The organism is Microbacterium sp. 5K110, from assembly GCF_005774735.1.
In the GTDB taxonomy this organism is placed as follows: Bacteria; Actinomycetota; Actinomycetes; order Actinomycetales; family Microbacteriaceae; genus Microbacterium.
On the sequence record NZ_VBUM01000005.1, the window covers coordinates 38,712 to 60,731 of the forward strand.

Below are 22,020 nucleotides of genomic sequence, written 5' to 3' on the forward strand. Positions count from 1 at the left end.
ATGGCCTTCCTGATGCCTGAGGGATTCCGATGGGATGCGGGGCGACCGAGACGCTCAGCCGGCCCGCACCCTCGATGAGCGACCGCGGCGCACGAGCACCATGACGAGGGGGACGACGGCGGCGAACAGGACGAAAGCGCCCTGGATCCAGTACTGCCACGACAGGCCGAGCGAGAGGAACGCCAGCGCGCTCGTCACGGTCTGCAGCAACAACCCGGCCGCGGCCACGGCGAGCGCGGAACCCGAGCCGCCGAAGATGCTCGCGCCGGCGATGACCACCGCGGTCACCGAGGTGAGGGTGAGGGCTTGCGCGGCATTGGCGTCGCCGATGCCGGAGCGCGAGTACACGGCCAACCCCGCGAGGGCGGCGAGCCCGCCCGCCGCGACCGAGGCCAGCAGCCGGGTGCGCGGAACGCGGACGCCCATGCGGTTGGCCTTGACGGGGTCGGAGCCGGCGGCGCGCAGCGCGCGTCCGCCGCGGGTGCGCTGGATCACGAACCACATGACCACCGCGATCGCGACGGCCAACGCCAGGATCATCGGCACACCGGCCACCGCGAGGCCGAGGGTCGTGAGCACGTCCGCGCGGGCGGCTCCCCCGGGGCTGGGCCGGAGCACCTGCGCGAGGCCGAGGACGGCGATCGAGCTCACGAGTGTGGCGATGACCGGGGGCAGCGAGAGGCGCGTCACCAGCAGACCGTTGACCCACCCGACCGCGGCTCCCGCGGCGAGGGCGAGGACGACGCCGATGAGGAAGAACCCGATCCCCTGTTGCGCGAAGAACGACAGGATCACCGCCGACAGCGCGACCACCGATCCGATGCTCAGGTCGATGCCGCCGGTCATGACCACGACCAGCTGCGCGAGACCGACGAGGATGAGCACGCTTGCGGCCGCCAGCAGCTGACTGATGCTCAGGGGACTGAGGAACGCCGACGACACGAACGACGTCACCACCGAGAGCGCGACAGCGAGCCCCAGCAGGACCACCGCTTGCGTCTCTCCCGCGAGGATGCTGCGCGAACGCGGACGACGTGCGGTCACGGCGACCTCGACGGACGCGGTCTCGGACGACAGCACCGCCGCCCCCGTGATCGCGCGCTCGTCGACGTCGTCACCGATCAGGGTGGTCTGCACGCGACCGCGCGAGAACACCACGACCCGGTCGCACAGACCCTCGAGCTCGACGGCATCCGTGGACAGCACGACGACGGCGACGCCCGAGGCGGCGAGTTCGCGCAGGAACGCGTAGATGTCCACGCGGGCACCGGCGTCCACGCCCTGCGTGGGGTCCTCGACGAGGAGCACCTTGGGGTTTCCCAGGCGTCCGCGGGCGAGCAGCACCTTCTGCTGATTGCCGCCCGAGAGCGCCGAGACCGGGACTTCGAAGTGGGGCGTCTTGACGGCCAGGCCTGCCACACCGTCGCGGGTCAACTCGTACTCGCGGCTGCGGCGGACGAACCCGCCCGGCATCGCCGCGCGCAGGGCTCCGGCGACGGCGTTCTCGCGGATCGACATCTTGCCGAACATCGCTTCGCCGATGCGGTCCCCGGGGAGGAACACCACGCCGGCAGCGGCCGCCGAGCGGCGCGAGCGGGTCGAGATCTCGTGCCCGCCGACGAGCACACGGCCCCCGGTCGAGCCGCCACCGGCGATCCCCCGGAGGACCCGGCGCTGGCCGTTGCCCTCGACGCCGGCCAAGCCGATGATCTGCCCGGGGAAGACCGAGAACGAGACGTTGTCGTAGCCGGGGCCGCTGAGCTCCAGCACCTCGAGCGCCGGCGCCACGGACGCGGCGGGGGCGGCGGGCTTGTCGGGGAAGGTCGTCTCCAGCGACCGACCGACGATGAGCTCGACCACCTCGTCGGCGGTGAAGTCGGCGACCAGGCCCCGGCCGACGACGCGGCCGTCGCGGAGCACCGTGAGGTCGTTGCCGATCTCCATCACCTCGGGGATGCGGTGGGTGATGTAGACGATCGCGACGCCCTTCTCGAGCAGGCCCCGGACCTGCGCGAACAGCCAGGCCGTCTCCTCGGGACCGAGGGCCTCGGTCGGCTCGTCCAGCACGAGCACACGGGGATCGGATGCCAGGGCGGCGGCGATCTCGACCAGGTGCGCCTCGCGCAACGACAGCGACGACACCAACGCGTGCGGGTCGATCTTCAGCGACAGCCGTTGGAAGTGGGCCGTGACCCACGCGGCGGCGGTCCGGCGCGAGGGGCGCTTGCTCGCCGGGAGCAGGAGGAGCACGGCATCCACCACGCTCAGAGAAGGCGCCAGCGCGGGGATCTGGTACACGATGGCGAGTCCGGCCTCGCGCGCCTCGGCGGGCCGGATGCGGTCGAACTCGCGGCCGGCGAGGCCGATGGTGCCGGAATCCGGCACCACCGACCCCGCCGCGATCCCCACGAGGGTGGACTTTCCGGCGCCGTTCTCGCCGAGCACGGCGTGCACGCGACCGGCGGCGATGTCGACCGAGACCGCGTCCAGCGCGGTGACACCGGGGTAGGTCTTGGTGATGCCCGAGAGAGTGAGTGCGGATGCCACGGTCGTGGGGGTCTCGTTCATCAGCCGAAGAGCTTCGTGATCTCGTCAGCGGTCAGCAGCGTCGACGGCGTCGCGTCGGAGGGCGCCGAGGACAGGCACGCCTTGTCGGGGGTCACGGCGCCGGGAGTCGTGCCGGTGGAGTCCTCGAACAGGGCGAGTTCGTACAGCGAGGGCTCGGCATCCTTCCCACCGAACTTCGCGGCGAGAGCCTTGCGCAGGGCGACGCGGCCGATCCAGGTGCGCGACGAGACCGTAGCGAGCTCGTAGCCCGGGTTCTTGGCCTTGAGGTCGGCGAAGCCGCAGCTGAGGGAGTTGTCGTCCGTCGAGGTGAGGATCGGCAGCGGCTGGCCCGCGGCCTCGTACGCACGGATGACACCCGAGGCCGATGCGCCGTAGTCGGCGATGATCGCGTTGATGGGCTGGCCCTGCGAGAGCACGCCGGCCATCGCCTGCTGGGCCTGAGCGGGGTCCCAGTTCGTCCAGATCGGCTCGGTGTTCACGAGCGTGATCTGCGGGTTGGCGTCGAAGACCTCTTTGGCGCCGGCGAACTCCTGCGTCGAGACCAGGGCGCCCGAGGGGCCGCCGAAGAAGACGACGTTGCCGCCCGCGCTGCCGAGCTGATCGACGATCCACTGGGCCTTGGACTTGCCGACGAACGTCGGGATCTGGTCGGTGTAGTCGAGGTAGTCGGTGCCGGCGGTGCCCTGCGGGTCGGAGGCGAAGTTGACCACGATCGACCCGGCCTGGGTGGCCTGCCGGATGGCGGGGAGGTGCGCCTCACCGGGACCGGCATCGGGGATGACGAGGATGATGTCGGTGCCCTTGGCGGCCAGGCTCGTGATGCCCGACGTGGTCGCCTCGAGGTCGCCGCGGCCCGCGATGAACTCGACGCCCGAGATGGCGTCGCACTTGGCCGCTTCGCTCTCGATCTCGGCGAGCACGGTCTTGGACCACGTGTTGGTGCCGTAGCCGTCGACGACGCCCACCGACACCTTCTCTCCGTCGGCGGGGCAGATGTCGGCGATGCTGGCGAACTGGTCCATCGTCCCGACGCTGCCGGCGGCGATGTCGGCGGTGAGGTTGTTCGCACCCTCCGTGCCGCCGCCGGCGCTGTTGGTGGACGAACAGCCGGCGAGCACGAGCGCGCCGAGGGCGATGACGGCGAGACCTGCTCGCCGTGCGGGTGCTGTGGTGATCATGGGGGTACTCCTCTTCGAGTGGGTGATCGGGTGTGCAGGAACGTGTAGGGGCGCGACGGATCGCCCGTCGACCCGGGCGGGTCGCGGTGGTGGGGTGAGCTGCGGTCAGGCTCCGGGGCGCCGTCGCATGAGATTCCGGATGCGAGAGGTGGTGCCGCCCAGTTGCAGTTGGGCGACGATGCCGACGCCGATGATCAGCGCCTGGACGATGTTCTGCACGGCGGTGGCCTGCGTGAACGTCTGGACGAGCTGGGTGAGCTGCGCCAGGAAGAGCGCGCCGAGGGCGGTGCCCACGACGCTGCCGCGCCCGCCGGTCAGCGCGGTGCCGCCCAGGACCACCGCGGCGATCGAGGGCAGCAGGTAGTCGTCGCCGGCGGTGAGGGTCGGCGTGCGCAAGAGCCCCGCCAGCAGAACTCCGCCGGCCGCGGCGAGCGCGGACGAGAGCACATAGGCGACGATCGTGTATCCGCGCGTGCCGATCCCGAGGTTCGCGGCACTGCGGGGGTTCTCCCCGACGAGCTCGAACCGGCGACCGACGCGGGTGAGTTTGAGCACGACGTGGACGATCAGGGTCAGCGCGAGCGCGAAGAACACCAGGACCGGGATGCCGCCCCACCGACTGAGTGCGAACTGGTTCAAGGCGTCCGGGCTCTGGGTGGCGAAGCCCCCCGAAAGCGCCTGCACGGTGCCGATCATCAGGGCGTTCACCGCGATCGTGACGACGAGCGGCGGCAGACCGAACAGCGTGATGACGAGGCCGCTGGCCAGGCCGAAGGCGGCGGTGGCGATGATCGCGGCGGCGATGGCCCCCGGCAGCCCCAGAGCGTCGTCCGCACCGAAGCGGGCGACGATGAGGGCTCCGAGCGTGACGGCGCCGGGGATGGAGAGGTCGAGTCCGCCCTGCTGGATGACGAGCGTCTGCCCGACCGCCACGATCGCGATGAGAGCCGCGAACGGCAGCATCGAGACGATCGCCGTCGGCCCCACGCTCCCCGGCGCGATCACCGGGCTGATCAGGAACAGCGCCGCCACGGCGATGAGCGCGCGGGTCCCCGGCCAGGCCAGGACCATCCGCGCCGTGGGACCGTGGTCCTTCGGCGCGATGCGGGCGGGAGCGGCGAGGTCGGTCATGCCGTCACCAGTGTGGGGTGCCAGGTGCCGTCCAGGCGCGCCTCGGGCATCTCGCCCAGCAGGTAGCTGCGGGAGGACTCGGCATCCGCCTTCAGGCGGCCGAGGTCCACCCCCACGAGCTCGCCGTCCTTCTTCACCCGGCGCCCCTGCACGAAAACGTCGCGCACGAGACCGGGGTGGGCGGAGTACACGAGGCTGCCGATCGGGTTGTTCAGCGGCGTCAGTGCGAGCGAACGGTCGTCGAGGACCACGATGTCGGCGGCCTTGCCCACGGCGATCGAACCCGTGGTCTCGGCCAGGCCCGCGGCGTGCGCGCCGTCGATCGTGGCGAACTGCACGACGTCGGCGCACGTGAGGCTGATGCGTTCGAGGACCTCGCCGGTGTCGACCGAGGGGGCGTTGTCGAGGGCGCGCTGCATCCCGATGGCGGTGCGCATCGTGGCGAACATGTCGCCGCCGTTCGAGCTGCACACGTCGATCGAGAAAGTCGGGCGGATGCCGGCGCGCAGCAGACGGCCGGTGGCCGGGAAGCCGTGACCCATCTGCATCTCGACGTCGGGCGCGACCGAGGCGGTGCCGCCGCTGTCGGCGATGAGCCGCAGCTCGTCGTCGCTGAGGGTGCAGCAGTGCACGTACGTGGTGCGGTCCGACAGGAGTCCGTCGGCGGCGAGCTTGTGGATCGGGCCGGACTTGCCCCAGTAGCCGTCACCGGCGTGCATCGTGACGCGCAGGTCGAGGTCGGCCGCGAGCCGGAAGTCCAGGACGTTGACCTCGGGGGTGACGAACTGCGGACCGCGCAGCGCGAGCGCCATCGTGACCAGCCCGTCGCTCGAGGCGAAGTGCTCGTCGCGGACGCGGCGGGCGTCCTCGGGGTGCGGGTTGGCCGATGGGAGGCTCCCCCACTGGTCGGCGCCGCCGCCGTGCGCGAACACGGCGCGCATTCCGGTGTCCTTCAGGGCGGCGACGGCGGCGTCGGCGTGCTCGGGGGTCGCGAGGTTGTGCGACCAGTCCACGAGGGTCGTGATGCCGGAGTCGAGGGCCTCGAGGGCGCCGAGGTAGTTGCCGGTGTAGGTGTCCTCGGGGCGGAAGTGCTTGCTGAGCCCGGAGTGCAGTCCCACCAGGTACTCCGTGAGCGACCAGTCCGACGCGAGGTTGCGGACGACCGACTGCCACGTGTGCCGGTGGGTGTCGACGAAGCCCGGGTGCACGATGCGTCCGCGCACGTCGATGACCTCGGCACCCGCGGCATCCAGACCCTGTCCGATGGCCTCGATCGTCCCGTCGGCGCCGATCAGGATGTCGGTGTCGGTGAGGACCTCGCCGGGGCGGACGGCCGTGATGACGGTCCCTCCCCGCAGCAGCGTGCGCTCGCTCATGTGGTGGTGACTCCCTCGTCGAACCGGAGCGTCCTCGCTCCGGTGGTGTGCGTTGATTGGATGCTAAAAAGCCAGACTGAACATGTCAAGTATTTGTTATCACTATGTGCAGTTCGTCCAGCAGGGCTGAATTCAGGCGCGCTCGCGGTACAGCGGGATGTCGATCGGCGGCTGCGGGATGAAGGAGCCCGCGCCGCCCATTCGCTCGTACAGGTACTCGTGGGAGCGCTCGAGGGTCGCCGTCGCGGCCGACAGGTCGACGTGAGACAGTGTGCCGCCGCGCTTGACGATCCGGCCATCCACGAACACCGTGTCGATGCAGCCGGCGTGCGCCTGCGAGATGACCGCCCCGGTCGGGTCGGCCCGGTTCCACCCCACCTGGCTGATGCCCGACATGTCCACCAGAACGATGTCCGCGCGTTTGCCCGGGGTGAGCGAACCGACGAGATGGTCCACCCCCGCGGCCCGCGCGCCGTTCAGCGTCGCCCATCGCAGCGCGTCCTTCGTCGTCCACGACATCTCCTGCGGGGCCCGCATCTCCGCGTACCCCGGCTCATCGGCGCGATAGCGCGAGGCCTGCAGGACCAGCCGGCTGTGCGAGACCATGTCGCCGCCGTTGCCCGACACGCAGTCGATGCCGAGAGTCGGCCCGGGAGTGAAGGCGGTGGCCTCGCTGATCGCCGGATACCCCATGCCCATCTGCATCTCGGTCTCGGCGCACACCGACACCGTCACGCCGCTGTCCTTCAACAGCTCCCACTCGCGGGGGGTGTTGAAGGTGCAGTGCACGAGGAGCAGATCGTCGGCGAGCAGGTCGTGGGCGTGCAGCACTTCGACGTCCTGGAACAGCTGACGCACCATGACCTGATTGGCGTGCATCGTGACGCGGGCCCCCAGGTCCCGCGCGAGGCGGAACTCGGCGGCCACGTCGGCCACGGGGGCGATCGCCAGCTCCTGGGGCGCGATCCCGAACCGCAGCAGCTGGTCGTCGCTCGCGAAGTACTGGTCCCGGATCTCGCGCGCGAGCCGCGCCCGCGTGGCCAGGGCTGCCGGATCCGATCCGGCCTCCGACCCGCCCCGCGACTGACTCCACGTGTTCGTGGTGATCGGGGTGAGCCCGTGTCCGTAGAGCGCCCGGATGCCGGCATCCCGGAGCCCCGTCACAGCGGCGTGGGCGCCGTCGGGGTCGAGGATGTTGTGGCAGTAGTCGACGATCGTGGTGATGCCGGAGTTGAGCGCGTCGAGGGCGCCCACGTAGTTGCCCGCGTACATGTCCTGGGCACGGTAGAGCGGAGCCATGTGCAACCGGATGCCGCGCAGGTAATCGGGGATGTTGCCGTCGGCCAGGATGCCGCGCAGAGCGGTCTGCCAGGTGTGCCGGTGCGTGTCCACCATGCCGGGGATCGCGATCTTGTCGCGCCCGTCCACGATCTCGGCGTCGGCGACCGCGATGTCGGGGCGGATCTCCCGGATGACCCCGTCCTCGATGAGGATGTCGGTGCGGGTCAGGTCCCCCAGGTCGTCATCGACCGTGGCCGCCGCCACGTTGCGGATGAGTGTGCGCATTCTTGCTCGCTCCCTCGCGATCCGTTCGGGTCTTCCTCGACCCGACGTTGTGCTGAACTACACACGAATGTACAGTCGCTCCCAGATTTGTAAAGCAGCAGCGAACGTTTTAATGGCGTCGAGGAGGACCCATGAACACAACGACCCCCCGTATCGCCGTGCTGGGCACGGGCGCACAGGGAGCGAGCATCGGCGCGGATCTCCTGCGCGCCGGGCTCGACGTGACGTACATCGAGCAGTGGCCCGCCCACGTCGAGGCGATGCGTGCCCGCGGGATCGAGGTGCGTCTCCCCGACGAGACGCACGTGACCCCCGTCCACCCCCTGCACCTGTGCGAGGTCGCGACGCTGCGGGAGCCGTTCGACATCGTCTTCATCGTCGTGAAGGCCTACGACACTCGCTGGGTAGCCGAGCTCATCGCCCCCCACGTCGCCGACGACGGACTCGTGGTCGGGCTGCAGAACGGGATGACCCAGGATGCCATCGCCGCCGCCGTCGGCGCGCACCGGACCATGGGCGCCGTCATCGAGGTGGCTTCGAACATGTTCGAGCCCGGCATCGTGAACCGGCAGACCCCGGTCTCGGGCTCGTGGTTCGCCGTCGGCGCGTACGACGATGCCGCCCGCGGCCGGGAGCACGAGGTGCAAGCGGTCCTCTCGCACACGGGTCGCGTCGACGTGTCCCCCGACATCCGCTCCTCCAAATGGATGAAGCTCGTCGCCAATGCCGGGGAGCTCGTCCCCTCCGCGATCCTCGACCTCCCGCTCGCGTCCGCCGTCGCCCTCCCCGGCGTCCACGACTTCATGATCGAGTGCGGAAAGGAAGCGGCGCGCGCGGCCCTCGCCGACGGGAGCCGACTGGTGCCGATCTTCGGCCTCTCCGACGAGGCCGTGACCGACCCCGATCGCTACGCCTCCGACCTGTTGGGCGAGGTGCTCGACAGCTTCTCGCTTCCCGACACCAAGACCACGGTGCTGCAGGACTGGATGAAGGACCGGCACGCCGAGTACGACGAAGTGAACGGCCTCGTGGTGTCGGTGCTCGCCGCCGCCGGGCAGGCAGCCCCCTACAACGCGCATACGGTCCGCCTCGCCCGCGAGATCGAGGCGGGCCGGATGACGCGCTCCGCCGCCAACGTCGACGTCCTGCTGGACGTCCCCGGGATCGGGTGAGGCCCCGCCGTGTTCAGGCGCGGCGCACACGCTGTGTGCAGAGCGGCAGGTAGCGTGGTGCTCCAAGAGGCGGGACCCCGATGATCGGAGTCGCCGCCTTCGGAAGAGGAGGCGCCGACATGACCGACGACATCGGTGGCAGACTGCGGGACGCGCGGCTGCAGCGGGGGCTGAGCCTGCGAAGCGTGGCGAGTTCACTCGGCGTCTCGGCCAGTCTCATCTCCCAGGTGGAGACGGGCAAGACCCAACCGTCGGTGTCGACGCTGTACGCCATCGTCACCCATCTCGGCATCTCGATCGACGAGCTCCTCGGGGTCTCCGCAAGTCCCGCGGCCGGTGCCGCGGCCCCCGCGCCCGAACCCGCGCTCGCCGACCCGACGGTGCAGCCTGCCGCCGACAACGCCGTGCTCGACATGGAGAACGGGGTGCGGTGGGAGCGCCTGGCCGCCGGCGTCGGCCCCGCCGACGCGCTGCTGGTGACGTACCAGCCCGGCGCGTCCAGTTCCGTCGAGGGCAAGATGATGCGCCACGCGGGCATGGAGTACGCCTATCTGCTCGAGGGCGAGCTGACCCTGCGCTTGGAGTTCGACACGTTCACCCTGCGGCCCGGCGACAGCCTGCACTTCGACTCGGTGCGGCCGCACCTGTACGTCAACCAGAGCGACGCGATCGCGCGCGGCATCTGGTTCGTCGTCGGTCGCCGCGAACAGAACCAGGCCATGCCGTCGGCGGGGCAGCAGCTCGGCGCCCCGCGCGAGACGATCGAGTCAGCGGTCGACGTCCTCCGGGCGATGGACGACCTCGACCGCTGACCGCGCTCAGCGCGTCACGCCGTGACGCGCGGACCGACGCCGCGTCGCGGTGGGGTCGATGATCGTCTTGATCTGCCGTGCGCCGCCGTGGGTGAGCGGACCGAGAGCACCCTCGGCCACGTCGTCGAGCGGGAGCACTTCGTCGGCGACATCCGTCCAGTCCTCCCGAGCCGCGAGCAGTTCGACCGCCCGCGGAAGATCGGCGGCCATCGCGTGGGCGACGGTCCCGACGATCGTGTACTCGCGCAGCGTCCACGATCCCAGCGGAACGGGGACGTCTTCGCGTTGGATGCCGACCGGCACCAGGACCGCACCGGGCAGGGCCGCCGCCACGATCTCGTCCCAGCCGGCGCGCGATCCGCTGACCTCGAACAGCACGTCGGCCTCCCACCCTGCCGCGGCGAGCTCGGCGACGACGGTGCTCTCCCCCGCCACGAACGTCCGCTCGGCGCCGAGGTCGCGCGCGAGGGCGAGCCGCGCCTCGGAACGGTCCACCGCCATGACGCGTGCGCCGACGGCCGCGGCCGCGACGGTCAAGAAGGCCCCGATGCCGCCGATGCCGAGGATCACGGCATTCTGACCCGCCGACAGTCCACTGCGGGCGACGGCGTGGACGGCGATGGCCATCGGCTGCGCCAGGGCGAGCGTGTCGGATGCCAGCCCCCACCCCGTGACGTCCAGCAGTGTGGCAGCGGGGACGCGGACGAATTCGGCCAACCCGCCGTCCACCTGGAGCCCGGCCGTCCGGTAGTGACGGCACAGGTTGGTCCGACCCGACCGGCACGGCTTGCACTCGCCGCACGAGATCCCGGCGCCGCACACGACCTGCGCTCCGACGGCGAGGTCGACTCCCTCGCCGACCGCTTCGACGGTTCCGGTGAACTCGTGCCCCAGGACGACGGGCAGCTGCGTGAGCACCGGCCCCCGGGAGTACTCCGTGGCATCCGATCCGCACACCCCGCACCCCGTCACGCGGACGAGCGCCTCTCCGGGACCGGGCGTCGGCACAGCGCGGCTTTCGACGCGCAGATCGCCCGCTCCGTACAGCACCGCGGCCCGCATGTCGGTCACAGGGTCGTCCCGTCCGGCACGGTGAGCTGCACGGCCTGGCGCGACTCGATCATCCGCGACAGGTGCGCGGCGTACACCGCCGCATGCTCCGGCGAGTCGAGGTACGCCTCGAGTGCTTCTTCGTCAGTCACCAGGGCGATCACGGCGTAATCGGCGGGACTCGGACGCAGGCGCAGGTTGGTGCCGCAGCGGTAGCCGCGCAGCATCGGCAACGCCGTCGCCATCTCCTCGAGCGCTCCCGTCAGCGCCTCCACCTCCTCCGGGCGGACCTCGGGTCTCCAGGTGAACAGTGCGGCGTGCAGGATCATGCGGTCCTCTCAGTCGTCGGAGCGGGCGACGACATGAGCGTCGCCGTCGGTGTAGCGGTAGGGATTCTCGATCTCCTCGTCGACGGGGATCTCGGGGTGCATCCCCTCGGCCCACGCTTGCTCCCCCAGCTTCGAGCGCACGTACTCCACCGACGCGGCGACCTTGTCGCGGACGGGCGCGAGCGGCAGACCGATGCGCGTGCCCTGGTACTTCACGACCTTGCCGTCAACGACGACCGTGTGTACGTCGGCCGTTCCGGCCTGGTACACGACGTGCGCGTAGGGGTGAAGGATCGGGGTCATCGCGGGCGACTCGTCGTTCTTGATGAGCACGATGTCGGCACGCTTGCCCGGGGTGAGCGAGCCGATGCGGTCCTCCATTCCGAGCGAGAGGGCGCCGCCCATCGTCGCCATGCGCAGCACGTCCTCGGCGCGCAGCCGGTTGGCCACGATCGTCTCCCCGCGCGCGTGCGCCTCGAGATGATCGCGCGAGCGGTCGGCGCTGAGGGTCGCCCGCATGGCCGAGAAGAAGTCAGCGCTCCACCACACGCTCGTGTCCATCGAGAGGGATGCCGAGATGCCGTGCTTGCGGATGGCCCACGTCGAGGGATACCCCTGCCCCGCACTCTGCTCGGACTCGGTCGCGACCGAGACGGTGCCGCCGGTCGCGGCGATCTTCTGGTAGCTCTGCTCGTTCAGCGACGCGGAGTGGACGTAGCAGATCTCGGGAGTCATGAACCCGGCGTCGTACATCTGCGTGATGGCGGTGTCGGTGGTGGCGCCCCACACGCCCGCGTGCGTCGTGACGCGCAGACCGAGCTCGCGCGCGGCTTCGAACGCGCCGCGCTCGGGGAAGTCGGAGGCCCCGGGCACGTCGAAGGCCAACTGCAGGCCCATCATGTCGTTCTGCGCCGAGAAGTTGCGCGAGACGAAGTCGCGGAACTCGGGGGCGTTGGCCCACTCCCACGGCGCCCCGAGGTAGTTGCCGTACCCGAGCACGAAGCGGCCGGGGATCTCGCGCAGCGCCTGCAGCGCGGCCTCGCCGTACTCCGGAGTGCGCAGTCCGTGAGACCAGTCCAGCGTCGTCGTGACCCCGGTGTCGACCGACTCCAGCGCGCTGAGCAGGTTCCCGGCGTACACGTCCTCGGGACGGAAGACCTCACCCCAGTTGAGGTAGTAGAAGACGAAGTACTGGCTCAGCGCCCAATCGCCGCCGTAGCCGCGCAGAGCGGACTGCCACATGTGGCGGTGCGTGTCGACGAAACCGGGGGTGACGATGCCCCCGGAGGCGTCGATCTCGAGGGTGCCCTCGGGCACGTCGAGACGGTGCCCGACCGCGGCGATGTCGCCGCCGATCACGAGGACGTCGGCGTCCTCGAGGACGCCCTGTTCGTCCATGGTGATCACCGTCGCATTGCGGAAGACGAACGGGCGATCTGCCGAGAACTGCTCGGCGGCGGGTGTGGTGTCGGTCATGGCCTTCTCCCCATCGAGAATGTTCGTTCCTGGTTTACACTCTCTGCAAGGCAGAGGCAAGAGCGCGATTTCCGTTCAGTCGGATTGGATGATCGGCGCAACATCCCTCGCCCACGTACGCCCACACTCCAACGAAGGAGCATGATGTCCACACCGTCCATCGCCGTGCTGGGCGCCGGTGCCAACGGCGCCTCGATCGGTGCAGATCTCATCGACGCGGGCCTGGATCCGGTGCTCATCGAGCAGTGGCCCGCGCACGTCGAGGCCATGCGTCGCGACGGTCTGCGTATCGAGATGCCGTCGGGAACGCGCCACGTCCACCCGCGGACGCTGCACCTCTGCGAGGTCGCCACGCTCCGCGAGACCTTCGACCTGGTGCTGCTCGTGACGAAGGCCTACGACGCCCGCTGGGCCGCGACGCTCATCGAGCCGTACCTCGCCCAGGACGGCGCGATCGCCGCGGTCCAGAACGGCATGACGACGCAGACCGTCGCCGACGTCGTCGGCGCCGACCGCTGCGTCGGAACGGTGATCGAGATCTCCTCGACCATGACCGACCCCGGTGTCGTCCACCGTCACGTCGACCCCGAGCGTTCGTGGTTCGCGGTGGATGCCACCGCCCGGCGCGGCCACGACGTCGCCGACGTCCTCTCCCACGCCGGAGAGGTCGCCCGCGTGGACGACATCGCCTCGGCGAAGTGGATGAAGATCGTCAGCAACGCCTCGGTCCTGGTTCCGACGGCCGCGCTCGGCCTCCCCATGGTCGACGCGATCGCGGTGCCCGGCATGCGCGACCTCATGCTCGAGGCCGGACGCGAGGCCCTCCGGGTCGCCGGGGACCACCGGGTCCTGCCGATCTTCGGCCTCACGCCGGCCTCGATCGCGGCGTCACCCGACGTCGTCGTGACGATGCTCGACGCCCTCTACGAACGGTTCACGGTGCCCGGGGCGACGACGACCGTGCTCCAGGACTGGCGCAAGGGCCGACACAGCGAGGTCGACGACATCAACGGCACCGTTGTGGCGGCCGGCCGCCGACTCGGCATCCCGACTCCCGTCAACGAGGCGATCGTCGCCGTCGGGCACGCCATCGAGCGCGGCGAGGTCGAACCCTCCCTCGACGCGCTCGCCCTCCTGCGGGGCGGTGGAGCCGTTTAGCCGGCGTTGCGCAGCGTCGACACCTGATAGAGCGCGACGGATGCGGCGATCCCGGCGTTGAGGGACTCGGTCGCCGTCGAGATCGGAATCGACACGACCTGGTCGCACGTCTCGGTGACCAGGCGCGAGAGACCCTTGCCCTCGGAGCCGACGACGATCACGACGGGGCGGTCCGCGAGCTCGAGCGAGGGCAGCGACACGTCACCGTCACCGGCCAGACCGAGAATGAAGACGCCCTGCTTCTTGAAGTCCTTCAGCGTCGCGGTGAGGTTCGCCGCGAGAGCGACGGGGACGCGCGCGGCCGCGCCGGCGCTGGTCTTCCACGCCGCGGAGTTCACGCTCGCCGAGCGGCGCTGCGGGAGGATGAGGCCCTGTCCGCCGAACGCGGCGGTCGAGCGGATGATCGCCCCGAGGTTGCGCGGGTCGGTCACACCGTCGAGGGCGACGAACAGTGGCAGGTCCCCGCGATCGACGACCTTCTCGAGCATGTCCTGCGGGTGCGCGTACTCGTAGGGCGGCACCTTCAGCGCGACGCCCTGGTGCACGCCGTCGAAACCGGCCATGCGATCGAGCTCGGGGCGCGTGACCTCGAGGACGGGGATGCCGCGGTGCGTGACGATCGACAGCATCTCTTTGACGCGGTCGTCCATCTCGACGCGCTGGGCGATGTAGAACGCCGTCGCCGGGATCTTCGCGCGCAGCGCCTCGAGCACCGAGTTACGGCCGGTGACCGTCTCGGTGTCATCGGCCTGCTTCGCACGCCCGCGGCCCTGCGAGGAGCCGACCGGGCGCACGCCCGGCTTGCCCTTGCCGCCCGCGGCGGCGTAGCGCTCCTGCGCCGCCTTGCGCTTGCCGGCGACGTGCCAGGCGCGGTCCTCGGCCTTGGGCGTGGGCCCCTTGCCCTCGAGCGCCTTGCGCGAGTGTCCGCCGGTGCCCTTGAGGGGCCCCTTCTTCTTGCCGGGGTTGCGTGCTCCCGGGCGTCCAGGCTTAGGCATCGATACTCCAATTGGTTCCGGCCGGAGTGTCCTCCAGCGTGATTCCGGCGGCGACGATGGCATCTCGGATGCGATCGGCGGCCGCCCAGTCCTTGTCGGCGCGGGCGCGGGCGCGCTGCGCGATCATCTCCTGCACGAGGGCGTCGAGGGCGGATGCCGCTGCCGCTCCTCGCATGGCTCCGGTCGCCGCAGCGTCTTCAGGGGCGAGCCCGAGCAACTCGACCATCCCGCGCACGTCGGCGGCAAAACCCTCCATCTCGACAGAAGGGTCGCCGCTCCAGTCGTACGCGCTGTTGCCCGCCCGGACGGTCTCGTGCAGCACGGCCAGTGCGCGGGGGACGTTGAGGTCGTCGTCGAGTGCCTCGGCGAAGGCATCGGGCAAGGAGCGCGGGCCGGCCGGGTCGACGACACGGTCCATCGCTTCGAGGAACGTGTCGATGCGACCGAGGGCGGCAGCCGCCTCCTCGAACGCGCGGTCCGAGACGTCCAGGCTCGAGCGGTAGTGGGCCCCCGCGAGGGCGTACCGCACGACCCGCGCGTCGCGCTCGGCGAGCACCTCATCGGCGAGGACGAAGTTGCCGAGCGACTTCGACATCTTCTGCCCGTCGACGGTCACGAGACCGTTGTGCACCCAGTAGCGCGCGAACGCGTCGCCCGCGGCGGTCGACTGGGCGATCTCGTTCTCGTGGTGGGGGAAGCGCAAGTCGAGGCCGCCGCCGTGGATGTCGAACTCGGGCCCGAGGTAGCGCCGCGACATCGCCGAGCACTCGATGTGCCACCCCGGTCGTCCCGCGCCCCACGGCGACGCCCACGTCGCCGACGCCGGCTCGCCTTCCTTCGCGCCCTTCCACAGCGCGAAGTCGCGGGGGTCGCGCTTGCCGCGCGGGTCGGCGTCGGCGGCGGACTCCATGGCATCCACGCTCTGGCGCGTGAGCTCGCCGTAGGCGGGCCACGACCGCACGTCGAAGTAGACGTCGCCGGCGGCGGCGTAGGCGTGTCCGCGATCGATGAGCTCGGCGATGAGCTCCTGCATCTGCGTCACCGAGGCGGTGGCACGGGGCTCGTAGGTGGGGGGAAGGATGCCGACGGCGGCGTACGCGAGCGAGAACTCCTGCTCCATGCGGTACGCGAGCGCCCACCACGGCTCGGTGTCGGTGGCGTTGGCGAGCACCTTGTCGTCGATGTCGGTGACGTTGCGCACGAACGTGACCCGACCGAAGCGGTGCGCGAGCCAACGGCGGAGCAGGTCGAACGCGAGCGCGGCGCGGACATGGCCGATGTGCGGACCGGACTGCACGGTGGGACCGCAGACGTACATGGTGACGTTCGCGGGGTCGACGGGGACGAAGTCGCGCAGAGCCTGCGCTTTCGTGTCATACAGCCGGACGGTCACCGCACAAGCCTACCGGCCGCCCCTGACGGCGACCCGTGCCTGTAACACGCCGCCGTTAGTGTCTCGGCATGGCCCTCGAGATCCACCCTGACGACCTGTCCGCCGCCGACACCCGTGCCCTCGTGACCGCGCACGTCTCCGGCATGCTCGAGGACACCCCGCCCGAGAGCTGCCACGCGCTCGACGCGGACGCTCTCGTCCACCACGGCGCGCTGCTCTGGGCGGCGCGAGTGGAGGGAGAGCTCGCGGGCATCGGCGCGCTGGCGGCCTGGGGCGAGGATGCCGGAGAGCTGAAGTCGATGCGCGTCACCGAGGCGTTCCTGGGGAAGGGCATCGGCCGGGCGATCCTCCGGCACATCATGTCCGAGGCGCGGGCACGCGGCATCCGGAGCCTGTGGCTCGAGACCGGCAGCGGCGACGAGTTCGCCGCTGCGCGCGGCCTCTACGCGAGCGAGGGGTTCGTCGAATGCCCGCCGTTCGAGGCGTACCGCCCCGACCCGCTGTCGACATTCATGACGCGAGAGATCTAGACCGGGACGACCAAGGCGGTCGCGAAGGCGGCGACACCCTCGGTACGGCCCGTGAAGCCGAGCCCGTCCGTGGTCGTCGCGCTCACCGAGACCGGCGCTCCCCCGAGGGCCGCCGACAGGACGCGCTCCGCCTCGTCACGGCGCGACGCAAACCGCGGACGGTTCGCCTGCACCTGCACCGAGACGTTGCCGATCCGCCAGCCGGCCGCCGCCACGAGGTTCCGCGTGTGGGCGAGGAAGGCCTCGGCGTGCGCGCCCGCGAACTCGGGCCGATCGGTACCGAAGTGAGTCCCGATGTCACCGAGTCCTGCCGCCGCGAGCACTGCGTCGACGATCGCATGCGCGACGGCATCGCCGTCGGAGTGGCCCGACAGCGCCGGCTCCCCCGGCCATTCCAGACCAGCGAGCCACAGCGTGCCGTCCCCACCGAAGCCGTGGACGTCCGTGCCGATGCCCACGCGCGGGGTTCGTTGCGGCGGGGACGGGTGGGCCGCCGGAAGCGGAGCCGAGAGCAAGGCTCGGGCGCGGTCGAGGTCGGGGCTCGTGGTGATCTTGAACGAGGTCGCATCGCCGTCCACCGTGATCACGTCGTGGCCGGCGGCGGCCACGAGGGCGGCGTCGTCGGTGTGGTCGGCGTCGGCGGAGACGAGCGCCTCCTCCAGGACACCGCGCCGGAAGCCCTGCGGGGTCTGCGCCGCAGCCAGCTCGGACCTGTCCACCGCCGCGACGATCGCGCCCGTGGCATCCACGCGCTTGATCGTGTCCACGACGGGGACGGCCGGGATCACCGCGTCGGCTCCGCGTTCCAGGGCCGCCACCACCCGCTCGAACACCGCGGGGGGCGTGAGGGCGCGCGCCGCATCGTGCACCAGAACAGTGTCGACGTCGGCCCAGAGCGCGGCCAGCCCTGCGGCGACCGAGGACTGGCGCGTGGCACCGCCCGGCACCACCGACACCAGGTCGGCCCGGTCGCCGGCCGCCTCGCGGGCGTCGGTGAGGGCGGGACCCTCGAAGCCGGCGGGCACGACGATGACGACCTGTGCGCGCGGCGCGGCGAAGACGCCCCGCAGCGCGTGCCGCAGGATCGTGTGCTCGTCGAGCCCGACGAATGCCTTCGGAGCGCCGCCGGCCAGGCGTGTGCCGGAGCCGGCGGCGACGACGATGACGGCCAGACGCGGAACGGGTGAGGGAATCACCCGACCACGCTAGCGCGGACGCGCGGACGAACCGCGCGCGGGATCAGGACGCCAGGACCTCGTCGAGCACGACGCTCGCGCGGTCTTCGTCGGTCTTCTCGGCGAGGGCGAGCTCCGAGACGAGGATCTGCCGGGCCTTGGCCAGCATGCGCTTCTCGCCCGCGGAGAGACCACGGTCCTGATCGCGACGCCACAGGTCGCGCACGACCTCGCTCACCTTGATCACGTCGCCCGAAGCGAGCTTCTCGAGATTCGCCTTGTAGCGGCGCGACCAGTTGGTCGGCTCCTCGGTGAAGGGGGCACGCAGCACTTCGAACACGCGGTCGAGACCCTCTTTGCCGATCACGTCACGAACGCCGACCAGGTCGACGTTGTCGGCGGGGACCTCGATGACGAGGTCGCCCTGCGTGACGTTGAGCTTCAGGTACTTCTTCGTCTCGCCCTTGATGACGCGTTCTTTGACCTCGATGATCGTGGCCGCGCCATGGTGCGGGTAAACGACGGTCTCGCCAACCTCAAAAAGCATGGAGTTATGTCCTTTCGGCAACATCCAGGATACCACAGGGCCCGATGCGCTAAGGTTCCGCCCCACCCCGGACGATCCCTCCTCCACGCGCGCGAGGAGGCCCGCGGCGGGCGGGCGGCGCGTCAGGACCCCGTAGGATGATCAGGATGCCGTTTGTCGTTCCGGGAGGATCCGTGAAATCGCGCCTGTTCGCGTCTCTGGCCGTTGGTGCCGCTGTCGTTCTGGGCACGACGGGATGCAACCTCGTTGCCCCCCAGGCGACCACCATCGACTACTCCGCCTCCGACGGGGTGAACGTGCCCGAGTCGGGCCCCTTGCAGGTGCGCAACGCCCTGATCGTGGCCGATGAAGAGGGCACGGTCGGCAACTTCGTCGCCGCCATCGTCAACGACACCACGAAGTCGCAGATGCTGCGGCTCGAGGTCGGCGAGGGCAGCAGCGCCGTCCGCGCCTCGGTGAACGTCGCGGCCGGCCGCACGCTCAGCCTCGGCGACCTGGCGAACGACGTCGCGCCTCTGCAGCTCGACGGCATCGATGCCGTCCCCGGCTCGACGATCCCGATCTTTTTCCAGTCCGGCGATGCCGAGGGTGCCCTCATCCAGGTGCCCGTGCTCGACGGCGCGCTCGAGTACTTGCGCCCGCTCGCGCCGACCCCGACGCCGACGGGTCTTCTGGCGCCGGTGGCGACCCCGACGCCGACGCCCACGCCGTCTTCCTGACCGCACACGACGAAGGCGCCGACGGGATCCCGTCGGCGCCTTCGTCGTGTGCGGCGGGTCAGGCCTCGAAGCGGTAGCCGAGACCGCGCACGGTCACGAGCATCGACGGCTCACTCGGGCTCTGCTCGATGCGCGACCGGATGCGCTTGATGTGCACGTCCAGCGTCTTGGTGTCGCCGAAGTAGTCGGTCCCCCACACGCGGTCAATGAGCTGGCCGCGCGTGAGCACGCGACCGGCGTTGCGCATGAGGACCTCGAGCAGCTCGAATTCCTTCAGCGGCATGTTGATTTCGGCGCCGTCGACCGAGACCGTGTGCCGGTCGATGTCGAGGGTCACGCGACCGCCGGTGAGGATGCGCTCGTCGAGGTCGGACTCCTCCGGGCTCCGGCGGCGCAGCACTGCGCGCATGCGCGCGAGCAGCTCCCGGGTCGAGTAGGGCTTGGTGACGTAGTCGTCCGCGCCGAGCTCGAGCCCCACGACGATGTCCACCTCCGAGTCCTTGGCGGTGAGCATGATGATCGGCACCTGCGACGTCAGCCGCAGCTGACGGCACACCTCCGTGCCCGGCATCCCGGGCAGCATCAGATCCAGCAGGAGGATGTCGGCACCGCGCTCGCGGAACGCGGTGAGGGCCAGCGCACCGTCTTCGGCGATCTCGACCTCGTACCCCTCCCGTCGCAGCAGGTAGGCGAGCGGATCTGCGAGATCGGGCTCGTCCTCGACGATCAGAACGCGGGTCATGCGGTGTCTCCCTTCACGGGTGCGGGGCGGGCGGCGGAGCCGGTCTTGCGGCTCTTGCGACGCGCCTTGGGACGAACGAGGTCGAGGTCGGGTGCCTCGGACCGGGGCAGTCGGATGGTGAACGTGGACCCGCGTTCGGGGCGCGACCACAACCGCACCTCGCCGCCGTGGCGCTGCACGGCGTGCTTGACGATCGACAGTCCGAGGCCGGTGCCACCGGTGCGACGGGATCGCGCCTGATCCGCGCGGTAGAAGCGCTCGAAGACGCGGTGCTGATCGCTCTCGGGGATGCCGATACCGCGGTCGGTGACGGCGATCTCCACGACGTTCTCGTCGAGTTTGACCCCGACGCCCACCTTGGACCCGTGCGGCGAATACGCGATGGCGTTGGCGATGAGGTTGCCGAGCGCCTCGGTGAGGATCTGCGGCTCCCCGCGCACCCACAGGCCCTTCGTGCCACCGCGCACGACGGTGACCTGCGCCGAGTCGGCCTGGATCGTGTGCGACTCGATCGCCGCGGTGACGACCTCGTCGATCGAGACGTCGCGGACCTCGCTGAGCTCGTCCGAGGCCTGCAGCCGGGACAGGCTCAGGATGCGATTGGTGAGCGCGGACAACCGCGAGATCTCGGCCTGGAGGCGCCCGGAGAAGTACCGCACCTGCGGAGGGTCGTCGGCGGCGGACTCGATCGCCTCGGCCAGCAGGCTCACGGCGCCGACGGGTGTCTTGAGCTCGTGACTGGTGTTGGCGACGAAGTCGCGGCGCATCTCCTCGACGCGCTCGCGTTCGGTGATGTCGCGCAGCACCAACAGCACGAGGCGAGCCGAGACGGGTGCGGCACGAACGGCGACCAGGCGCGGCTCGGCGGGGGCGGCTCCCCGCCGGAGGCGCAAGTTCTCGCTCACGGCGGCGCCGTTGTCGCGGGCCTCGCGCGCGACGCGGCGCAGATCCTCGTCGGCGATCGCGCTGCCGGCATCCAGGCCGAAGACCTCGGCGGCGGGCGAGAGCGCCAGTACCGTGCCGGACGTGTCGCACACGACGGCGGGGTCGTCGAGGGCACCGAGCACGGACTCCACCCCCTCGGGGAGAACCGACGAGCCCTGGGCGGCCGCCCGGTCGCGAACGCGCTGCGCGGCCACGACGAGACCCACGACGGAGCCCCCGACAATGATTCCCACGAGGAGCGCGAGCAGCGAGAGCTGCGTCTGATCCATGGCACCAGCGTAGAGCCGCCCATCGGGCGTCACCGTCCGTTCAGACGGGGAGGGCGGTGGCGAGAGGCTACTATTCACTGTCACAGCACCACTCGTTAACCTTCGCTGGGAAGAATCCCTCGAGGGTCGCGGAACGTTTGTGTGCCGTGCCGCCGACGAGGAAGGTACCGCGATGCGCGAAGTATTCCATCAGTCCCTCGAGGACGTCCAGGGCCGACTGGTCGAGATCGCCGACCTGGTGGCGGTCGCCATCGACCGTGCCACGCGCGCGTTCGGCACGAGCGACGTCGCCCTCGCCGAGGAGGTCATCGAGGCCGACGCGATCATCGATGAGAAGGCACTGGCGCTCGACGAGCTCGCCATCGAGATCCTCGCCCGCCAGCAGCCGGTCGCCCGCGACCTGCGGATCGTCGTCACCGCTCTGCGCGTGAGCGCCTCGCTCGAGCGCATGGGCGACATGGCGGAGCACATCGCGCAGCTCGCGCGCTCGCGGTTCCCCGAGCGGGCGATCCCCAAGGGCCTGAAGAGCACCTTCACGCGCATGGGCGAGCTCGACGTGGAGGTCGCGCGCAAGCTCGCCGAGCTCCTGCGCACGCAGGACCTCCGGATCGCAGAAGAGATCCGCGACAACGACGACGACATCGACGAGCTGCACGTCAGCGTGTTCGAGAAGGTCCTCGGCGATTCGTGGAAGGGCGAGGCCACGGCCACGGTCGACGCCACGCTCGCCAGCCGCTACCACGAGCGCTTCGCCGACCACGCGGTCTCGGTCGCCAAGAAGGTCGTCTACCTCGCCACGGGCGACTGGGCGGGCGCCGACGACGAGACTCCGATCCCGGTCGTCTGACGCAGAACGACGAAGAGGGGGTGGATGCCACGGCATCCACCC

At 70.5% G+C, this 22,020-nt stretch carries 20 protein-coding genes; 6 read left to right on the forward strand and 14 right to left on the reverse strand.

Annotated features, from left to right (window positions below; genetic code table 11):
* Nucleotides 1–54 precede the first annotated feature (54 nt).
* The 5 genes from FE256_RS02675 to FE256_RS02695 all read right to left on the reverse strand — a co-directional run bounded on the left by FE256_RS02675 (nt 55) and on the right by FE256_RS02695 (nt 7,819).
* A complete protein-coding gene (locus tag FE256_RS02675; protein ID WP_138172687.1) occupies nt 55–2,568 on the reverse strand; it encodes an ATP-binding cassette domain-containing protein in 2,514 nt (837 codons plus the stop codon).
* Complete coding sequence (locus tag FE256_RS02680) at nt 2,568–3,746, reverse strand: substrate-binding domain-containing protein (protein ID WP_138172688.1); 1,179 nt, start codon at nt 3,744–3,746, stop codon at nt 2,568–2,570. The genes FE256_RS02675 and FE256_RS02680 overlap by 1 nt, the downstream gene beginning before the upstream one ends.
* A 105-nt stretch (nt 3,747–3,851) precedes the next feature.
* A complete protein-coding gene (locus FE256_RS02685; RefSeq protein WP_138172689.1) occupies nt 3,852–4,877 on the reverse strand; it encodes an ABC transporter permease in 1,026 nt (341 codons plus the stop codon).
* Nucleotides 4,874–6,253: an amidohydrolase family protein gene (locus tag FE256_RS02690; protein WP_138172690.1), complete on the reverse strand. Its 1,380-nt coding sequence runs from the start codon at nt 6,251–6,253 to the stop codon at nt 4,874–4,876. Before FE256_RS02690 ends, FE256_RS02685 begins: the two co-directional genes overlap by 4 nt.
* Nucleotides 6,254–6,385: 132 nt before the next feature.
* Entirely contained in the window at nt 6,386–7,819 is a 1,434-nt protein-coding gene (locus FE256_RS02695; RefSeq protein ID WP_138172691.1) for an amidohydrolase family protein, read from the reverse strand.
* Between the two features lie 131 nt (nt 7,820–7,950).
* Between FE256_RS02695 and FE256_RS02700 the strand changes: the two genes are divergently transcribed.
* Together FE256_RS02700 and FE256_RS02705 are read left to right on the forward strand one after the other, a co-directional pair.
* On the forward strand, nt 7,951–8,991 hold the full coding sequence (locus FE256_RS02700; RefSeq protein WP_138172692.1) for a ketopantoate reductase family protein: 1,041 nt from the start codon (nt 7,951–7,953) through the stop codon (nt 8,989–8,991).
* A gap of 119 nt (nt 8,992–9,110) precedes the next feature.
* Entirely contained in the window at nt 9,111–9,803 is a 693-nt protein-coding gene (locus FE256_RS02705) for a helix-turn-helix domain-containing protein (RefSeq protein ID WP_252370878.1), read from the forward strand.
* A gap of 6 nt (nt 9,804–9,809) precedes the next feature.
* On the opposite strand, the gene FE256_RS02710 is transcribed toward FE256_RS02705, so the two are convergent.
* From FE256_RS02710 to FE256_RS02720, 3 genes are read right to left on the reverse strand one after another with little or no spacing between them, the layout of a single operon-like run.
* Nucleotides 9,810–10,865, reverse strand: a complete 1,056-nt coding sequence (locus tag FE256_RS02710; RefSeq protein WP_252370880.1) for a zinc-dependent alcohol dehydrogenase — start codon at nt 10,863–10,865, stop codon at nt 9,810–9,812.
* A gap of 5 nt (nt 10,866–10,870) precedes the next feature.
* A complete protein-coding gene (locus FE256_RS02715; protein WP_138172695.1) occupies nt 10,871–11,182 on the reverse strand; it encodes a Dabb family protein in 312 nt (103 codons plus the stop codon).
* 9 nt (nt 11,183–11,191) lie between these two features.
* A complete protein-coding gene (locus tag FE256_RS02720; protein WP_138172696.1) occupies nt 11,192–12,658 on the reverse strand; it encodes an amidohydrolase family protein in 1,467 nt (488 codons plus the stop codon).
* A 144-nt stretch (nt 12,659–12,802) separates the two neighbouring features.
* Here FE256_RS02720 and FE256_RS02725 point away from each other — a divergent pair, with 144 nt between their 5' ends.
* Nucleotides 12,803–13,816, forward strand: a complete 1,014-nt coding sequence (locus FE256_RS02725) for a ketopantoate reductase family protein (RefSeq protein WP_138172697.1) — start codon at nt 12,803–12,805, stop codon at nt 13,814–13,816.
* Here FE256_RS02725 and rlmB read toward each other — a convergent pair.
* Both rlmB and cysS read right to left on the reverse strand, forming a co-directional pair.
* Complete coding sequence (gene rlmB, locus FE256_RS02730; RefSeq protein ID WP_138172698.1) at nt 13,813–14,811, reverse strand: 23S rRNA (guanosine(2251)-2'-O)-methyltransferase RlmB; 999 nt, start codon at nt 14,809–14,811, stop codon at nt 13,813–13,815. The genes FE256_RS02725 and rlmB overlap by 4 nt on opposite strands.
* Complete coding sequence (gene cysS, locus FE256_RS02735; RefSeq protein ID WP_138172699.1) at nt 14,804–16,204, reverse strand: cysteine--tRNA ligase; 1,401 nt, start codon at nt 16,202–16,204, stop codon at nt 14,804–14,806. The genes rlmB and cysS overlap by 8 nt, the downstream gene beginning before the upstream one ends.
* A gap of 68 nt (nt 16,205–16,272) precedes the next feature.
* On the opposite strand from cysS, the gene FE256_RS02740 reads away from it, so the two are divergent.
* Complete coding sequence (locus FE256_RS02740) at nt 16,273–16,734, forward strand: GNAT family N-acetyltransferase (protein WP_138172700.1); 462 nt, start codon at nt 16,273–16,275, stop codon at nt 16,732–16,734.
* Here FE256_RS02740 and ispD read toward each other — a convergent pair.
* Entirely contained in the window at nt 16,731–17,930 is a 1,200-nt protein-coding gene (ispD, locus tag FE256_RS02745; RefSeq protein ID WP_138172701.1) for a 2-C-methyl-D-erythritol 4-phosphate cytidylyltransferase, read from the reverse strand. The genes FE256_RS02740 and ispD overlap by 4 nt on opposite strands.
* Before the next feature lie 43 nt (nt 17,931–17,973).
* The gene (locus FE256_RS02750; protein WP_056229249.1) at nt 17,974–18,456 is read right to left on the reverse strand and encodes a CarD family transcriptional regulator; all 483 of its coding nucleotides are present in this window, start codon (nt 18,454–18,456) and stop codon (nt 17,974–17,976) included.
* A gap of 146 nt (nt 18,457–18,602) precedes the next feature.
* Here FE256_RS02750 and FE256_RS02755 point away from each other — a divergent pair, with 146 nt between their 5' ends.
* Nucleotides 18,603–19,175, forward strand: coding sequence for a DNA modification methylase (locus FE256_RS02755; RefSeq protein WP_252370879.1), 573 nt, complete (start codon nt 18,603–18,605; stop codon nt 19,173–19,175).
* A gap of 58 nt (nt 19,176–19,233) precedes the next feature.
* Here FE256_RS02755 and FE256_RS02760 read toward each other — a convergent pair whose 3' ends face one another.
* Together FE256_RS02760 and FE256_RS02765 are read right to left on the reverse strand one after the other, a co-directional pair.
* A complete protein-coding gene (locus FE256_RS02760) occupies nt 19,234–19,917 on the reverse strand; it encodes a response regulator (RefSeq protein WP_138172703.1) in 684 nt (227 codons plus the stop codon).
* Complete coding sequence (locus FE256_RS02765) at nt 19,914–21,131, reverse strand: sensor histidine kinase (protein ID WP_138172704.1); 1,218 nt, start codon at nt 21,129–21,131, stop codon at nt 19,914–19,916. Before FE256_RS02765 ends, FE256_RS02760 begins: the two co-directional genes overlap by 4 nt.
* A 172-nt stretch (nt 21,132–21,303) precedes the next feature.
* Here FE256_RS02765 and phoU point away from each other — a divergent pair, with 172 nt between their 5' ends.
* The gene (gene phoU, locus FE256_RS02770) at nt 21,304–21,978 is read left to right on the forward strand and encodes a phosphate signaling complex protein PhoU (protein WP_138172705.1); all 675 of its coding nucleotides are present in this window, start codon (nt 21,304–21,306) and stop codon (nt 21,976–21,978) included.
* The last annotated feature ends 42 nt before the right edge of the window (nt 21,979–22,020 follow it).

Excerpts from the sequence above, each read along its gene's own strand:
- FE256_RS02675 (WP_138172687.1), bottom strand. The coding sequence starts at position 2,568 with ATGAACGAGACCCCCACGACCGTGGCATCCGCACTCACTCTCTCGGGC.
- FE256_RS02680 (WP_138172688.1), bottom strand. The coding sequence starts at position 3,746 with ATGATCACCACAGCACCCGCACGGCGAGCAGGTCTCGCCGTCATCGCC.
- FE256_RS02685 (WP_138172689.1), bottom strand. The coding sequence starts at position 4,877 with ATGACCGACCTCGCCGCTCCCGCCCGCATCGCGCCGAAGGACCACGGT.
- FE256_RS02690 (WP_138172690.1), bottom strand. The coding sequence starts at position 6,253 with ATGAGCGAGCGCACGCTGCTGCGGGGAGGGACCGTCATCACGGCCGTC.
- FE256_RS02695 (WP_138172691.1), bottom strand. The coding sequence starts at position 7,819 with ATGCGCACACTCATCCGCAACGTGGCGGCGGCCACGGTCGATGACGAC.
- FE256_RS02700 (WP_138172692.1), top strand. The coding sequence starts at position 7,951 with ATGAACACAACGACCCCCCGTATCGCCGTGCTGGGCACGGGCGCACAG.
- FE256_RS02705 (WP_252370878.1), top strand. The coding sequence starts at position 9,111 with ATGACCGACGACATCGGTGGCAGACTGCGGGACGCGCGGCTGCAGCGG.
- FE256_RS02710 (WP_252370880.1), bottom strand. The coding sequence starts at position 10,865 with ATGCGGGCCGCGGTGCTGTACGGAGCGGGCGATCTGCGCGTCGAAAGC.
- FE256_RS02715 (WP_138172695.1), bottom strand. The coding sequence starts at position 11,182 with ATGATCCTGCACGCCGCACTGTTCACCTGGAGACCCGAGGTCCGCCCG.
- FE256_RS02720 (WP_138172696.1), bottom strand. The coding sequence starts at position 12,658 with ATGACCGACACCACACCCGCCGCCGAGCAGTTCTCGGCAGATCGCCCG.
- FE256_RS02725 (WP_138172697.1), top strand. The coding sequence starts at position 12,803 with ATGTCCACACCGTCCATCGCCGTGCTGGGCGCCGGTGCCAACGGCGCC.
- rlmB (WP_138172698.1), bottom strand. The coding sequence starts at position 14,811 with ATGCCTAAGCCTGGACGCCCGGGAGCACGCAACCCCGGCAAGAAGAAG.
- FE256_RS02740 (WP_138172700.1), top strand. The coding sequence starts at position 16,273 with ATGGCCCTCGAGATCCACCCTGACGACCTGTCCGCCGCCGACACCCGT.
- FE256_RS02750 (WP_056229249.1), bottom strand. The coding sequence starts at position 18,456 with ATGCTTTTTGAGGTTGGCGAGACCGTCGTTTACCCGCACCATGGCGCG.
- FE256_RS02755 (WP_252370879.1), top strand. The coding sequence starts at position 18,603 with ATGCCGTTTGTCGTTCCGGGAGGATCCGTGAAATCGCGCCTGTTCGCG.
- FE256_RS02760 (WP_138172703.1), bottom strand. The coding sequence starts at position 19,917 with ATGACCCGCGTTCTGATCGTCGAGGACGAGCCCGATCTCGCAGATCCG.
- FE256_RS02765 (WP_138172704.1), bottom strand. The coding sequence starts at position 21,131 with ATGGATCAGACGCAGCTCTCGCTGCTCGCGCTCCTCGTGGGAATCATT.
- phoU (WP_138172705.1), top strand. The coding sequence starts at position 21,304 with ATGCGCGAAGTATTCCATCAGTCCCTCGAGGACGTCCAGGGCCGACTG.